This window comes from Paenibacillus foliorum (assembly GCF_013141765.1).
Taxonomy (GTDB): Bacteria; Bacillota; Bacilli; order Paenibacillales; family NBRC-103111; genus Paenibacillus_S; species Paenibacillus_S foliorum.
Genome location: NZ_WHOD01000045.1, coordinates 22,612 through 36,999, shown reverse-complemented (window position 1 = coordinate 36,999; position 14,388 = coordinate 22,612). Strand labels below are relative to the sequence as shown.

15 protein-coding genes and 1 riboswitch are annotated in these 14,388 nt (G+C 42.0%); of the genes, 8 read left to right on the top strand and 7 right to left on the bottom strand.

Translation table 11 applies throughout. The annotated features are described in order from the left end of the window. Positions 1 to 159: 159 nt before the first annotated feature. Both GC093_RS08405 and GC093_RS08400 read right to left on the bottom strand, forming a co-directional pair. Entirely contained in the window at positions 160 to 978 is an 819-nt protein-coding gene (locus GC093_RS08405; protein WP_171651419.1) for an alpha/beta fold hydrolase, read from the bottom strand. Then, positions 978 to 1,229 (bottom strand): VOC family protein, encoded by a 252-nt coding sequence (locus tag GC093_RS08400; RefSeq protein ID WP_171651418.1) that lies wholly within the window; start codon positions 1,227 to 1,229, stop codon positions 978 to 980. The genes GC093_RS08405 and GC093_RS08400 overlap by 1 nt, the downstream gene beginning before the upstream one ends. A 216-nt stretch (positions 1,230 to 1,445) precedes the next feature. Between GC093_RS08400 and GC093_RS08395 the strand changes: the two genes are divergently transcribed. Together GC093_RS08395 and GC093_RS08390 are read left to right on the top strand one after the other, a co-directional pair. Further along, positions 1,446 to 1,631 carry a hypothetical protein gene (locus GC093_RS08395; protein ID WP_171651417.1) on the top strand — a complete coding sequence of 62 codons (186 nt, stop codon included), beginning with the start codon at positions 1,446 to 1,448 and terminating at the stop codon, positions 1,629 to 1,631. Between the two features lie 541 nt (positions 1,632 to 2,172). Then, on the top strand, positions 2,173 to 2,397 hold the full coding sequence (locus tag GC093_RS08390) for a hypothetical protein (RefSeq protein ID WP_171651416.1): 225 nt from the start codon (positions 2,173 to 2,175) through the stop codon (positions 2,395 to 2,397). 40 nt (positions 2,398 to 2,437) lie between these two features. Here the strand turns inward: GC093_RS08390 and qoxD are convergent, their stop codons facing one another. Genes qoxD through qoxA form a run of 4 tightly spaced genes read right to left on the bottom strand, consistent with a single transcriptional unit; the run spans position 2,438 to position 6,172 of the window. Next, positions 2,438 to 2,722, bottom strand: coding sequence for a cytochrome aa3 quinol oxidase subunit IV (gene qoxD, locus GC093_RS08385; protein WP_171651415.1), 285 nt, complete (start codon positions 2,720 to 2,722; stop codon positions 2,438 to 2,440). 1 nt (position 2,723) lies between these two features. Beyond that, complete coding sequence (gene qoxC / locus GC093_RS08380) at positions 2,724 to 3,320, bottom strand: cytochrome aa3 quinol oxidase subunit III (protein ID WP_171651414.1); 597 nt, start codon at positions 3,318 to 3,320, stop codon at positions 2,724 to 2,726. After that, positions 3,317 to 5,266, bottom strand: coding sequence for a cytochrome aa3 quinol oxidase subunit I (qoxB, locus tag GC093_RS08375; RefSeq protein WP_171651413.1), 1,950 nt, complete (start codon positions 5,264 to 5,266; stop codon positions 3,317 to 3,319). Before qoxB ends, qoxC begins: the two co-directional genes overlap by 4 nt. A gap of 3 nt (positions 5,267 to 5,269) precedes the next feature. Beyond that, positions 5,270 to 6,172, bottom strand: a complete 903-nt coding sequence (gene qoxA / locus GC093_RS08370; RefSeq protein WP_171651412.1) for a cytochrome aa3 quinol oxidase subunit II — start codon at positions 6,170 to 6,172, stop codon at positions 5,270 to 5,272. 73 nt (positions 6,173 to 6,245) lie between these two features. On the opposite strand from qoxA, the gene GC093_RS08365 reads away from it, so the two are divergent. Then, positions 6,246 to 6,404, top strand: coding sequence for a hypothetical protein (locus tag GC093_RS08365; RefSeq protein ID WP_216624556.1), 159 nt, complete (start codon positions 6,246 to 6,248; stop codon positions 6,402 to 6,404). A 109-nt stretch (positions 6,405 to 6,513) separates the two neighbouring features. Here the strand turns inward: GC093_RS08365 and GC093_RS08360 are convergent, their stop codons facing one another. Further along, positions 6,514 to 7,356, bottom strand: a complete 843-nt coding sequence (locus GC093_RS08360) for a C40 family peptidase (RefSeq protein ID WP_216624555.1) — start codon at positions 7,354 to 7,356, stop codon at positions 6,514 to 6,516. A 3-nt stretch (positions 7,357 to 7,359) separates the two neighbouring features. Next, a riboswitch (cyclic di-AMP (ydaO/yuaA leader) is annotated at positions 7,360 to 7,509 on the bottom strand. A 475-nt stretch (positions 7,510 to 7,984) separates the two neighbouring features. Between GC093_RS08360 and GC093_RS08355 the strand changes: the two genes are divergently transcribed. The 5 genes from GC093_RS08355 (at position 7,985) to GC093_RS08340 (ending at position 14,266) form a co-directional block, all read left to right on the top strand. After that, positions 7,985 to 9,472 carry an MDR family MFS transporter gene (locus GC093_RS08355; protein ID WP_312886480.1) on the top strand — a complete coding sequence of 496 codons (1,488 nt, stop codon included), beginning with the start codon at positions 7,985 to 7,987 and terminating at the stop codon, positions 9,470 to 9,472. A gap of 248 nt (positions 9,473 to 9,720) precedes the next feature. Then, complete coding sequence (locus tag GC093_RS08350; RefSeq protein ID WP_171651410.1) at positions 9,721 to 11,136, top strand: glycoside hydrolase family 18 protein; 1,416 nt, start codon at positions 9,721 to 9,723, stop codon at positions 11,134 to 11,136. A 111-nt stretch (positions 11,137 to 11,247) separates the two neighbouring features. Continuing rightward, complete coding sequence (locus tag GC093_RS35830) at positions 11,248 to 11,559, top strand: ArsR/SmtB family transcription factor (RefSeq protein WP_246313946.1); 312 nt, start codon at positions 11,248 to 11,250, stop codon at positions 11,557 to 11,559. Between the two features lie 85 nt (positions 11,560 to 11,644). Next, positions 11,645 to 12,820, top strand: coding sequence for an MFS transporter (locus GC093_RS08345; RefSeq protein WP_171651409.1), 1,176 nt, complete (start codon positions 11,645 to 11,647; stop codon positions 12,818 to 12,820). Positions 12,821 to 12,943: 123 nt separating this feature from the next. Then, the gene (locus GC093_RS08340; protein ID WP_171651408.1) at positions 12,944 to 14,266 is read left to right on the top strand and encodes an IS3 family transposase; all 1,323 of its coding nucleotides are present in this window, start codon (positions 12,944 to 12,946) and stop codon (positions 14,264 to 14,266) included. Positions 14,267 to 14,388 lie beyond the last annotated feature (122 nt).

Here is a 14,388-nt window from a genome sequence, read left to right as displayed (position 1 = left end):
TGGAGCATCAGGACCAGTGAGTGGCCTGCCTGCTCGTTAATGGGTGGACATCAAGATAACTTTGTATATAATATCTTTGTTTTTTCCTCATCTTTTTTCACGAATTTGAAGTTGCTTTTTGTGATGGAAGATGGGGTTAATAAGATCTTCTTCAATTTTCTAGTTAAAGTGTAATCCATCGAAAAAATTCTTTACAACCTGATAAAAACCATTTAAGTCATCAGAATGGACACCGTGACCGCATTCTTCAAAAACTTCAAGTTTTGTATGAGGTCTTCGTGATACCATACGCTCCGCTTCTTCTAGTTTGAGCGCCCAGCTTTTTTTACCATGAACTAGCAAAATAGGACAAGTAGAGGCAAGCCACTCTTCCCACCGAATTCCATTTATGCTCTGTGTTGAGATTACCATCCCTTTTAAATCAAAACGCAAGCCCCAACCTTTTTCATCCTCAAACGCACTTTCGGAAAAGTAATTAATTGCCTTTAATCCTACTAGGTCAAGTTCTTCTTTTAGTTGTTGCAACGAAGCAGAGCGTTCTGGGAGCTTTGCAACGAAAGATATATCGTGATTTAACTCTACACCTATGTCCTCCACAATGACGGCATTGACTAGTTCAGGATAACGAGCCGCAAACTGATAAGCGTTTACTCCACCTAATGAATGGCCCAGTATGGATACAGATGCTCCGCCCAGCTCCTGATGAATCAAGTTATAAATATCCGTTATATAACTTTCTCTTGAGTAATCTTTCTCAGGTGGATGTTCACTCCAACCATGGCCACGCTGATCCAAAGCAATAACTCGCCAATCGTCGAATTTGGATGCTAATTTAGAAAATTCTCTGGCGTTCCCCATATGTCCATGCAACAACAGTAGTATCTTTTGACCCTCTCTTCCAAAATCAAGATAGGAGAGTTTCATATCGCCTGATTCAAAATATTTTCTAATCCCAATTGGAACAAGTGAATTCATCATTATAGATTACCCCGCTGATTGGGTTGACCTGGGAAAGTATCAGCAACGAACAGTTCCGCCTCGCCGATTAGTAACACGGAATGCGCTAAACGTTCTTTGGCTTCTTCCGATACGGGATGTTCAACGTTGTCCTGCGGCTCTCCAAATGTTTGCTTAAAGAGGACTTTTACATCTAGTGTTTTTTCGTAAGATTGGATATCTTCCTTGGCATTACCGCCTAAGATGATAAAGGGAGTCAATTGCAATGTCATGATTAAACAGCTCCTTTTTCTATTATTTAAGCTTTGTCTTCTAGCTATGTTTAGCTGGGATTGGTTCCAATTGTAAATTATAATAGTGACAGATATTGTCATGAATATAAAAAAACTCATGCTACGTTCAAATTAAAACGACTCATGGAATTGATGATGATTTTCAAGATGGCGGTTAGAGGTTCAAGAGATAGTTGACGAATACGGTTTCTCGCCGTGTACGATTCTATGGGAATTGCGGTAGTTGAGCGAACTTGGGATGCCGCTCTACTCAGAAGTGGGCCGCAGGAGGGCTACAGCTCGGGAGAGAGGGGGCTTCCTGCGACCGCATTCACCAAGGAAGAGGCCGCAGCGATGTTTTTTGCGGTATATGTCTTGCACCCTACCTATACACTGTCATGAAACGGAGGGTCGGAAAGAACCCTTTCATAATAGAAGTCCTATAAAAAGATCCTTCGCATCGAAATGCGAAGGATCTTTTTATAAAGAGGCTCACAACCGAAAACAGTGCTTGACGAAATCATTCGATTTCGGCTCCGTACCCAGCTCACCGCTTGGCGAGGCCTTACGAACAGAAATGACAGCGCACAAGACATTATTCGAAGCTATTGCCTACCCCAAAAGCCTGTATCTATACAGCTTTTGGCCGTTTTTATCGGCAGTCTTCGTGAATTCATGCGAATGTGCATCTCTTTTTTCATTCTTAGCTGAAACGGACCGTTTTGCTTGGACATTCCTGTACTTTTTTGCAGTTATTTCCTCCAACAGCAAATTCCGGTAGAAAATAACTGCATGTTTGCAGTATATTGTGATGGCTGATGTTCTGAGGAGGGTCAAATGCTAATTTTTGGGGTTGAGCCAATAAAGAATTGCTATTTTTTATAAAAAACATTGACGTTTCTGTGAACTTTGTGAATAATATAGCTTAAAGGAGTTGACGAAGTTGAAAAATAATACACAAATACTGAATGCAGTAAAGGTGATAGGTATTTCACTGCTTACAATAGGAATTATCATTTTTGGATTAGGCTTTTTTGGAAGTTACAGTAATATGACTGCAATTGGTATAGGTACCATTTCGGGAGCAGTACTCATTTTTGTAATGGGAGTGTTTTTTGTAGTAACGGAAGAAATGCTGACGAAAACAGGAGAGGGGAGTAAAAGCTAATAAAGAGCGCCAGTAATGGCGCTCTTTATTGAGCTTAGAATTATACAAAACCCCAGATCATACATAATAATGTACCGAAGATGGTAACCAGAGCTATGGCTAATGCGTAGTAGATGTTCGTGTAAATGGCGCCCCTATCCCCGGTTTCACCTGCATGCATAAACACAACGAGCTGGAGGCCTGCCTGTATGAATGCAGTTACAAGAAGTATAGTCATTCCGATGGCAAAGGACATGTTCATAAAGTAAACGCTAAGAGCGACTGCCGTAAGGATTATCGATGATACGAAACCCATTACTTGTTTGCGCGGGAATAGCTCTTTCATCTTACATCATTCCTTTCAGATAGACGAAGCTGAAGATGAAAATCCACACTACGTCCAAGAAGTGCCAGTAAAGAGAGAAGATGAAGGATTTATTAGCTGTTTGAGGTGTCAATCCGTCCCTTTTTACCTGAAACATGATGAATAATCCCCAGAATACCCCAAATGTTACGTGAGCCCCGTGAGTTCCCAATGTTGTTAACAAGATCGCTGTAAATGCACTAGTTTGCAGTCCTGCTCCAATGTGAACATAATGAATGAACTCATAAACTTCTACGCTTAGAAAACCTACCCCAAGAAGAAGAGTAATCCCGAAGAATGTCATCATGGCTTTCTTATTGCCAATCCGCATCGCATGAATAGCAAGACCAATCATAAAACTGCTTGTTAAAAGCAATATGGTTTCTATGAGTACGGGGGTAATTTCGAAAATTTCTTTACCTGTAGGACCGAGAGCTGTACGATCGACTAATGTAAAATAAGAAGAGAAGAGCGTACCAAAAAGCATAATTTCGGCACCAAGAAAAATCCAGAATCCTAGTATATTTAGTTGGTTTTGTTCTGTGCTGTATTCAAGTGGCAGCGAGTGATCGGTTTTCATGAACTAGCACCTCGCAGTCTTTTTTCTGTTTCTTCAATTTCCTCTACGGAAATATAATAGCCGTGATCTTTCTCAAATGAGCGATAAGTCAAACATGCAAAAATACCAATTGTTGTAAGAATGACAGAAATCCATATTCCAAATACAAATGAAAATCCCCATACAAAGAAGATACAACTCATAATAAACGGAGCTCCGGTGTTATTGGGCATATGAATTTTTTTAATTTCACCTGGGAATAAGTCATGACCTTTTTTCTTGAAATCCCAGAAGGCTTCGATTGAATTAGTATTTGGCGTAATAGCAAAGTTATAGGCAGGAACTGGACTATGAGTAGCCCATTCAAGAGAACGCGCATCCCATGGATCTGAACCGATATCTCTTGGAGCATAACGAATGCTGTAATAGATGGTGTAGACAAGTAATCCAAAACCTACCGCCAAACCAAGCGCTCCGATAAAAGAAAGCAGATTGAGCGGCCCAAAACCAGTTGCTTCCGAGTAGGTGTACATACGACGTGCTTGGCCATCTAATCCCGTAAAGAACATAGGGAAGAAGGTAACATTAAAGCTGATCGCTATAAACCAAAACGCCCATCTTCCGAGCCTTTCATTGAGCATGAAGCCGAACATTTTGGGCCACCAATAGGTCAGTCCGGCAATCATTGCGAATACCACACCAGGAATAATGGTGTAATGAAAATGAGCTACCAGGAACATCGTATTGTGATACTGATAATCAGCGGCTGACATGGCAAGCATAACTCCGGTAACCCCGCCGATTGTGAATATCGGAATGAATCCAATTGCATATAGCATCGGTACGGTAAACACAATTTTCCCTTTCCAAAGTGTAAACAACCAGTTAAATATCTTGATACCGGTCGGAATAGCTATGGCCATCGTTGTGATGGAGAAAATACTGTTCGTTAGCGCTCCCTGACCCATGGTAAAGAAATGATGTGTCCAAACTAAGAAGGAAAGAAAAGAGATGATCACCATGGACGCTACCATGGATTTATATCCGTACAGGTTCCGTCGCGCAAAGGTTGAGATAATCTCACTGTAGATACCGAATGCAGGTAAAATTAAGATATAAACCTCAGGGTGACCCCATACCCAGAAAAGGTTGGCCCACAGCATATCCATACCGCCATTCGTGGTGGAAAAGAAGTGTGTTCCGAATAATCGATCCATAGTCATCATGATTAACGCTACGGTTAATACAGGGAAAGCAAAAACAACGATTACGTTAGCAGTTAAAGCAGACCATGAGAACATAGGCATTTTCATTAATTTCATACCTGGTTCTCTCATTTTTAGAATGGTTACGATGAAGTTAATACCGGATATTAAGGTACCGATACCGGATATCTGTAAAGCAAGTGCATAGTAGTTGGTTCCTACAGATTCACTGAATTCATTGCCTGAAAGCGGGAAGTACGCTGTCCAGCCTGAATCAGGCGAGCCGCCAATGACGAATGAAATATTAAGCAGCATGGCGCCCATAAAGAATAGCCAAAAGCTAAGTGCATTCAAGCGAGGGAAAGCTACGTCACGCGCTCCAATTTGCAAGGGAACAACGAAGTTCATTAGGGCATAGATGAAAGGCATAGCCATAAAGATGATCATAACGATCCCGTGTGTTGAGAAAACTTCGTTGTAATGTTGGGCATCTAGCAAAGTATTATCGGGTACTGCCGTTTGTGCACGCATCATCAATGCATCTACACCGCCGCGGAATAGCATAATAAGAGCGGAGATCAAATACATGATGCCGATGCGTTTATGATCCACAGTTGTTAACCATTCACGCCAAAGATAACCCCATTTTTTAAAATAAGTTAAGCCCACGATGATTGCAATGACGGTAAGGGCAATAGCAACCATAGATGCATAAATGGCTGGACTTGGATGAGGTACAGCAAATCGTTCAAAAAAGCCCATGCTTTAATGTCTCCCTTCATGTGAAACTTCTGTATTAGTATGTGTAGTAGTATGAGTATCTGCATTGCTGCTGGATCCGTGATTATGGTCTGGTGGTGGTAAAAATTCTAAATGTGTTCCTGTGAACGTCAGCTGTCCAAGATGACCTGGTTTCAATAGCTCATCATATTTGGCTTTTGTAAGAGGTTGAGCTGTTTGTTTAACCTCTTTAATCCATTCATCAAACTTAGCTTCAGGTACTGCTGTAACATTAAATGTATTTTCAGCAAAACCTTTTCCGCTGAAGTTTGCATTACGTCCCATATATTCACCTGGAGCGTCAGCTGCTAAATGCAAGGTATTCACCATGTCGGACATTGCATATTTTTGTCCGCCTAGTTGAGGAATCCAGAAGCTTGTGATAGGCCCGTAAGAATAAAGCTTAAATTCTAGGGGGCGATTAGTTGGGATATACAAATAGTTTACGGTTTCTATATTTTCTTCGGGATAACTAAAATGCCATTTCCAGTTAGAAGATGAGGCGTAAACAACCAATGGTTTCTGATCTTCGTATCCTTGAGGTGTTGCTTCGACAATATAGTTGCTTCGAACAGAGACGATAGAGAGGAATATGATGATGAGAATGGGAACGCCAACAACGATCGATTCTACAACCTTGCTTCCTTCAATATGAGGGGGTTCATAATCCTCCGGTTGTTTGGACGCACGATATTTGAATAACATGAAAACCAAAATTACGAAAACAATAATGACAATAGCAGACATTAATCCAATCGATAGCATAATGTCATCCGCTTGTCTTTGAGCTTGCGGCCCTTTAGGATCCAAGACTGCTAGTTTTCCGCAACCGGTTAATCCTGTGACCATAGTAAGTAATACTGTGAGTAGAAACCATTTCAATTTCATTGACGAGCTCCTTTCTTTTATCGATACTCTCAGGATAGTTGCACCCAACGAATAAAACAATCGAGTTTGAGGGATGTCACATAATTATGTGAAATTTGTCACATGGCTGTTTCAAGTACGCCACTATTTGTTCAAGAAGTGGGTAGTTGATACAATAACTGAACAAAATAACAATCATGACTCGGTTAAAATGGCTGGCAAAAGTAAGATTAGAAAAGCGACAGCTCATTAAGCAAAAAAGGACGAGGCTGCCGATTTATATCGGCAGCCTCGTCGCACTAACGAACAGAATAAAGAGAGTAAATGGTCATTGACCCAGTATGGAGGTGAAGGAAATAAGCCTATATGCTTTTTGCACCTATGTATCTGTTGCTCCAATAAGGGCTGGCAAGTGAATCGATGCGAACTCCATGGGACGATGTAGCTGAAATGAATTGACCGTCACCCATATAGATACCAACGTGAGACGTGCCGCTTTTGGAGAAGAACACGAGATCACCCGGAGACGGGTAGGCTACTGCGACGCCCGCGCTATCGTACATCTCAGTAGAAGTTCGGGGCAAATCAATCCCGCGATTATGAGTAAATACATAACGTATGAATCCGGAGCAATCAAACCCTACGGGAGTTTCGCCTCCCCATTTATAGGGTACGCCAAGATAGTCTTTAGCGAATTGTAGCATAGTATCCTGTTTCTTAGCTTTGTACCAGGCCGGTGCATGGTATTTGCCGTCTGCATCCACGATAGCGAGCTGATTCTCTTCATCCCATTGGACTTTGTTTCCGAGTGTTTCAGATACAAATCGGAGCGGTATATACACGCTTCCTTGCTCCATACCGATCATGGAATTCACCTCCACTTTTTTTCCATTGACCAGTATGAACGTATCTCCAGTCTTCAAAACTAAGGTTTGATCACCCTTTTTCATAGTGACTCGAACCTCTCTATCCTCTTGCGACCAGCTAACCTGGTAACCGAGCGATTCCATCAATGGACGATTCGGCACTTGGAGTTGAGAATGGGTATCCACGACAGGCTGACCTTCGGGAAAATTGACGAGCTTGTCATTGATTTGAATCTTAACTCCTTCATTCGGAGCTGCGGCATGAGCATGAGCCGCAGAAAAGATCGTGCAAGAAACAAATGCAAATAAAAATACAAACGATTTACCAGAAAACTTCAAAGCGTTTTTCCTCCTATAAGCCTCCGAGGTTAGTTGACGGGTTAGGGAAGAGGTTTTCCCTTATTCGCAGCTCCAAGCAGACGAATATTCACCCCAGAAAAATATGTCCCCCGTACTAGCACTTGTGCTGTGCTGATTCGGCATTTTTTATCATATCAGACTTTATTAGTTTTCAGCGAAGCTGAACAAGTCTGATATTGCAAGAAAACCTACATTTGAATCCCGGTCGCTCATCCTTGAAAGGGCTCGATAGAGGTTTTCTTACTAAAAGCTATCCATACAATATATTCGTCCCCCAATTCATAAATCGGTGGGTGACCGTTATCGAAGTTCCCCTGTGATGAAGCTTATTTATATAGAGAGAATAGAGTTAAGCAAATTTCTTTTTTTAAAATTAGCAACTTTATAGAACATACGATCGTCTATAGCTTTGGATATGAGTGATTTATTGGGACGTTATCCAAAGAATGACGGCAGCATGTTAAGCAATCCATAAGAAACATAAAATAGTGATTCATGTTACACTGTTATTCGGTGACGTTGTACTGCCGTCGAAAACTGATTAAGGGTTGTCGACTGGTCGTATTAAATGCTTATATAAAATAGGACAAACGAGAGGAGTAAAATAGTGGGAAATCATACTAAATTAAATACAAACGGAGGGACATTTGGGAGCCGGGATAATTTTATAGTTGTCATGGTTATGATTCTGGGCGTATTCGTGGCCATATTGAATGAGACGCTGCTTAACGTGGCCTTGTCCAAAATTATGGATGACTTAGGAATTTTGCCAAGCACCGCGCAATGGCTTACAACCGGCTACCTACTTGTTATAGGTGTACTTATACCGGTCACCGCATTTTTGATTCAACGGTTCACAACTAGAAGCTTGTTCCTTGCGGCCATGGGCTTGTTTACAGCCGGAACCTTGATAGCGGCTGTCGCCCCAGGGTTCGCTGCTCTTTTAACAGGGAGGGTGCTTCAGGCAGCCGGGACTGGATTGATGTTCCCGTTACTTACGAATGTAGTATTCTCCATTGTAGCTATTGATAAGCGGGGCTCGGCCATGGGTACGATAGGGATCGTCATTACATTCGCACCTGCGATCGGACCTACGCTGTCAGGGATTATTGTGGAGCATTTCAGCTGGCGGGTGCTTTTTTACAGCGTTCTGCCTGTCGCATTGCTCGTCATTCTATTTGCATTTATGAAGCTCAAAAATGTAACGGAAACGAGCAATCCGAAGGTTGATCTATTGTCGCTGTTTCTTTCAACTATCGGATTCGGCGGAATCGTTTACGGCTTCAGCAGCGCTGGAGAAGGACACGGGGGCTGGTCGAGCAATGTGGTCCTGATTCCTGTTGCGGTCGGCATCGTTTCTATAGGGTTGTTTACATGGCGTCAATTAATGATGTCACAACCGTTACTGAACCTTAGAGCATTCAAATACAATGTTTTCAGAATGTCGACGCTAATTATGATGATCGTCATGATGGCGATGTTTTCGGCTATGATGCTGCTGCCGATTTTCCTCCAGAACGCTCTAGGCTACAGTCCGTTGAAGGCTGGACTTGTCATGTTGCCGGGAGGTATTCTCATGGGAATTATGTCGCCGGTTACTGGTCGATTATTCGATAAGTTCGGAGCCAAGTGGCTTGCTATTATCGGTTTAGGACTTATGGCTAATTCGTTGTGGCAATTTGCTTTTATCACACTGTCAACTTCATACAGCACTATTATGATTTTAAATACGCTGTTGATGTTGGGTATTTCCATGTTAATGATGCCGGTTATGACCAATGCCTTAAACGAGCTTCCACCTCCGTTATATCCGCATGGCACGGCAATTATAAGCACCCTCCAGCAGGTAGCGGGTGCCGTAGGGACCGCGTTGCTTGTAACAATCATGACGAACAGCTCGAAACGGTTTCTGGAGGCCGCCGCAGGCACGAAAGAAGAATCCGTGCTTCAAGTTCTCGCCATGATGACTGGAATGAAAAGCGCGTTCCTGATGGCCTTCGGTCTGGTTGTTATTGCTTGGCTCGTCTCGTTCTTCGTCAAGTCAGCGGTGCCGCCGGAAGGGGAACTAGAAAGTAACCGCGTTTCCGCACATTGACATCCGTCAATAACAAAGACATTTTCATAAGCAAAAAGGGACAACTGATCAATCAGGTTGTCTCTTTTTTATGTGCCCTCTGTGCTAACGGGCTGCATTCCTAGTTATGAAGAAATATAAGATTTGAAAACGAAAGATCACGTTGAAACACAAATCTACCTGCGTTGAGGGTATTCGCCTAGATCAATAGGGACATTAGCGGAATAATGTACCAGTAGAAGCTTAAGGCGAGAGCGAGGTAAAAAATAATGCAAATTCATGTTGTACAACAAGGAGAAAATTTGTGGCTGATTTCTGGTCGGTATGGAGTTAACATCAATCGAATTATCGTAGTCAATGAGCTTCAGGATCCCAGTCATTTAGTCATCGGTCAGGCGTTACTTATCCCAGCGCCTTATCCGGAATATGTGGTCCGATTAGGAGATACACTTGGGACGATTGCCACCCGTTATGGCACTACCGCAGAGGCCATTGCAAGGGCAAATTCAATAAACGATGTTTCGCAGATTACGCCAGGTCAAGTATTAATCATTCCGGTTTTATACCATACCGTGAGAGCAGGTGAGTCGCTCTGGGCAATCGCTCAACTTTACGGCATTACCGCGCAGGCTATCGCGCAAACCAATGGAATTACAAATCCGACGATGATCTACCCGGGGCAAAATTTGAGAATTCCAGAGAAACAGAAGATGACCATCGATGTCAATGCTTATACCAACGTTTTTGGAGAGGAAGCTGCCAGGCAAGTTCGGAAGGATGGAGTGTATCTAACTTACTTGTGCCCTTTTGCTTATCGTATGCAGGACGATGGAAGCCTATCGCCTGTTGATGATCAACAGCTCATTGAAGCCTCATATGCGAATCATGTTGTACCTGTGATGTCGATCACTAATTTTTCCGCTAAAGAAGCGGGTTCGAAGCTGGCTCATACCATTTTATCCAGTCCTGAATTGCAAAATACACTAATAACCAACATCTTAACGATCATGGAGAAGAAAGGTTATATGGGTTTAAATGTCGATTTTGAGAATGTATATCCAGATGATCGAGAATCCTATAACCAATTTCTTCGACTAGCTGTCCGTAGGCTGCATGAGAAAGGTTTTTTTGTATCATCCGCACTTGCCCCCAAAACCAGTGCAGACCAAAAGGGTTTGCTCTACGAGGCCCACGATTATGCGGCCCATGGAGAAATTGTCGACTTTGTTGTTCTTATGACTTATGAGTGGGGATATCGATTGGGTCCTCCTCAACCCATATCACCCATCAACGAAATAAGACGGGTACTGGACTACGCTGTCACTGTTATTCCTAGAAATAAAATCTTGATGGGCTTCCAGTTATACGCACGTGATTGGCTGCTTCCTCATGTGAAAGGACAAGAGGCAGAGACATTTGATATGCAAGAAGCGGTGCGCCGCGCGGTTCATCATGGAGCGGAGATCAAGTTCGATCAGCAGTCTCAAACTCCAAACTATCGTTATGCGGATGAAAAACAGCGTACACATGAAGTCTGGTTTGAGGATGCAAGAAGTGCCCAGGCCAAATTCGATCTGGTTAAGGAATACAACTTAAGAGGAGTCAGTTATTGGGTACTTGGTTATCCATTCCCACAAAATTGGGCGTTACTCAAAGATAATTTTAATATACGTAAACTCATATAAACGTCATGTTAGCCTGTTGAGTATCATCAGCGGGCTTTATGATTCAAAGTACATTAGAGAAAGAGGCATATTTTATATTTACAAATCTATAATAATAGATATAATAATCATATGGAACCTTTATTGATTTATAAATCTTTGTCTAACGAGACTCGTAGTCAAATTATGCAGTGGTTAAAGAAGCCTGAGGAATTCTTTGATGAAAAACCCTATTTACAACAAGGTCTCAATATTCGAATTGGTGTATGCGTAGGAGATATTCAGGCTAAATCGGGACTTGCACAGTCTGTTATCTCGAGTTATTTGTTCACTATGCAAAAAGCTGGTTTGTTGGAATCTGAGCGAATAGGGAAGTGGACATATTATCGTCGGAACGAAAAAACAATACAGGAATTTTCCGAGTACATCAATAAGAATCTATAAACGGAAAGGGAGGCTTTTTTTTGGCCTATTACATCTATAATTCTATATATATAAATATGAAAATGAATGGAGATTTACAATTATTATGAAAAAGATTAACCCGTTGCTTATCATTATTCTGGCTTTAGGCGTGTTCGGCATTATTACAACGGAAATGGGTATAATAGGGGTTCTTCCTCAAGTAACTCAAAAATTTAACATATCGGCTTCACAGGCAGGATGGCTTGTAAGTATATTTGCTTTAGTCGTTGCCATTTCAGGTCCTTTTCTGACATTACTTGCTTCTGGTGTTAATCGTAAAGTCATTCTTTTAACGGCTATACTTATTTTCGCAATTTCAAATATGGTTTATGCGTATACTACAAATTTCGATGTTATGTTAGCTTTCCGCATTCTACCTGCCATATTTCATCCTGTCTTTTTTTCAGTAGCCCTTGTGACAGCAGCTAAGCTTGTCCCCTCGGAAAAAAGCAACAAAGCGGTTACAAAGGTTTTTGCTGGAATAACGGTAGGGTTTGCTATTGGAGTGCCTTTAACTTCTTATCTCGCGGAACAGTTTTCGTTAGAGGTTGCTTTTTTGTTTGGAGCTTTTGTAAGTGTGATTGCCTTCGCAGGTATATTAGTTTGGCTTCCCTCAATGCCTGTTAAGGAAAAAATGTCTTATGGCAAGCAGCTCGGTATATTACGCAAACCACAATTGTGGTTAAATATCGTAACCGTTATTTTTATTTTTGCAGCGATGTTTTCTGTGTACAGCTACTTTGCTGAATATCTTGGACAAGTAACACAAATGAACGGGTCTTGGATTAGTATCATGCTGATGGCTTTTGGTCTGATCATGATTTGGGGGAATTTTTTATTTGGAGGATTTTTGCATAAAAGTATTACAAAGACTGTCTTCATGTTTCCTCTACTTTATGCGGTAATTTACTTATTCGCTTATTATCTGAGTCCTTTTTTCATTCCGATGGTTATAATCGTGTTCATTTGGGGAGCAGTACATTCTGGAGGCCTTATTGTTAGTCAAGCATGGTTAACGACTGAGGCGAAAGAAGCTCCCGAATTCGGAAACAGCTTGTTTATCTCATTTTCTAATCTTGGAATTACTGCAGGGACTGCTATTGGTGGTTGGTTTATTTCTCGATTGGGAATTCATCAACTCTTCTGGAGCGGAATTATGTTTGCACTTCTTGCTTTTTTAATGATCATGATCAAAATAAACATCTTCAAATCGAGCTCAGAGGAAGTAAACGTACACTAACGGAGAAGACAGTAAAGAGGAGCACGCTACTAAACTGGTACCCATACACTGGACACTTTGAAAAAAAGTGTTTAGCGTATGGGTACCTTTTTGTATACTAGAGTGAACAGTGGGGGCGAACTTATGAGCAAAAAATACTTTAATAAAAATGAGCAGGAACAGTTAAATAATAACCCGTATGTTTTACGAGTCAGTGAAAAATCGATTACCTATGCAGATGAATTCAAACGCCTGTTCATCGACCGGTACCTGTCAGGGCAAACACCTAGAGAGATTTTCGAAACAAGTGGGTTCCATGTGGAGATCCTTGGCATGAAGCGAATCGAACAGTGTGCAGACCGGTGGAAGAAAGCTTACGAAAAAGACGGAATCACTGGACTTGCGGACTCCCGTAAAGAAACGGTGCTACGCCCTTCAAAACGAAATTTATCTCCAGATGAGATCATTGCTAGACAGGAAGCGAAGATTAGACTTTTGGAGGCTCAACTGGAATATGTAAAAAAGTTAGACAAGAACGAAAGGAGGTTAGCGGCAAACGGAAAAACTCTAAACCAGAGTGAGCGTTTTAAACTGATTCAGGAAGCTTTACAACAAGGCTCGGGGCGAATGACACGTTACCTCTGTCGACTGCTTGACGTGTCTCGCTCTGGATATTACAGCTACCTCAACGCTGCTGAGAAGCGCCAAGAGCGTGCACTAGTGGATGAGCAAGCAGGCGCGCTCATCAAGAAAGCATTTAATCGAAGAGGTTACAAAAAGGGCTCCAGATCCATTAAAATGACGTTGGAGAACGAATATGACACCTGTTACAACCTGAAGCGTATTCGAAGGTTAATGAAGAAATTTGACCTCGTATGCCCTCATCGGAAACCTAACCCGTATCGCCGCAAAGCTACACAAGAACACCGCACACTCTCCAATGAGTTACAGAGGGACTTCAAGAAAGGAATCCCAGGCCTTGTGCTACTCACCGATATCACCTATCTTCCGTATGGCAACATGCAGACGGCTTATTTGTCAACCATTCTGGACGCCTCCACAGGGGAGCTTCTAGCCCATAACATCTCCGAATCCCTCCATCTGCCACTGGCTACACAAACAATTGAATCGTTAACGAAACAGAGACGCATGAAACTGCATAAGGATGCCTTCATCCATTCCGATCAAGGGAGCCATTACACCAGCCCAACCTACCAGAACTTATTAAAGAAAAAGGGTATTGGACAATCGATGTCACGACGTGGTAACTGTTGGGACAATGCCCCGCAGGAGTCCTTCTTCGGCCATATGAAGGACCATGTTAAGAGTCAAAACTGTACAACGTTTGCCGAGTTGGAACGAGAAATTAACCGCTATATTCGTTATTACAATCATCACAGATATCAGTGGGGACTAAAAAAGATGACTCCTGTTCAATACAGGAATCACCTCTTAAGTGTAGCCTAATACTCTTTTTTTAAGTATCCTTGACTAAGGTTCCAGTTTATACTGGGCAGTTCCTCTTTTGGTTTATCAAAGTATAATGGGTTGGGATATACGAAAAAACCTTAGGCTCCACATATCGACTG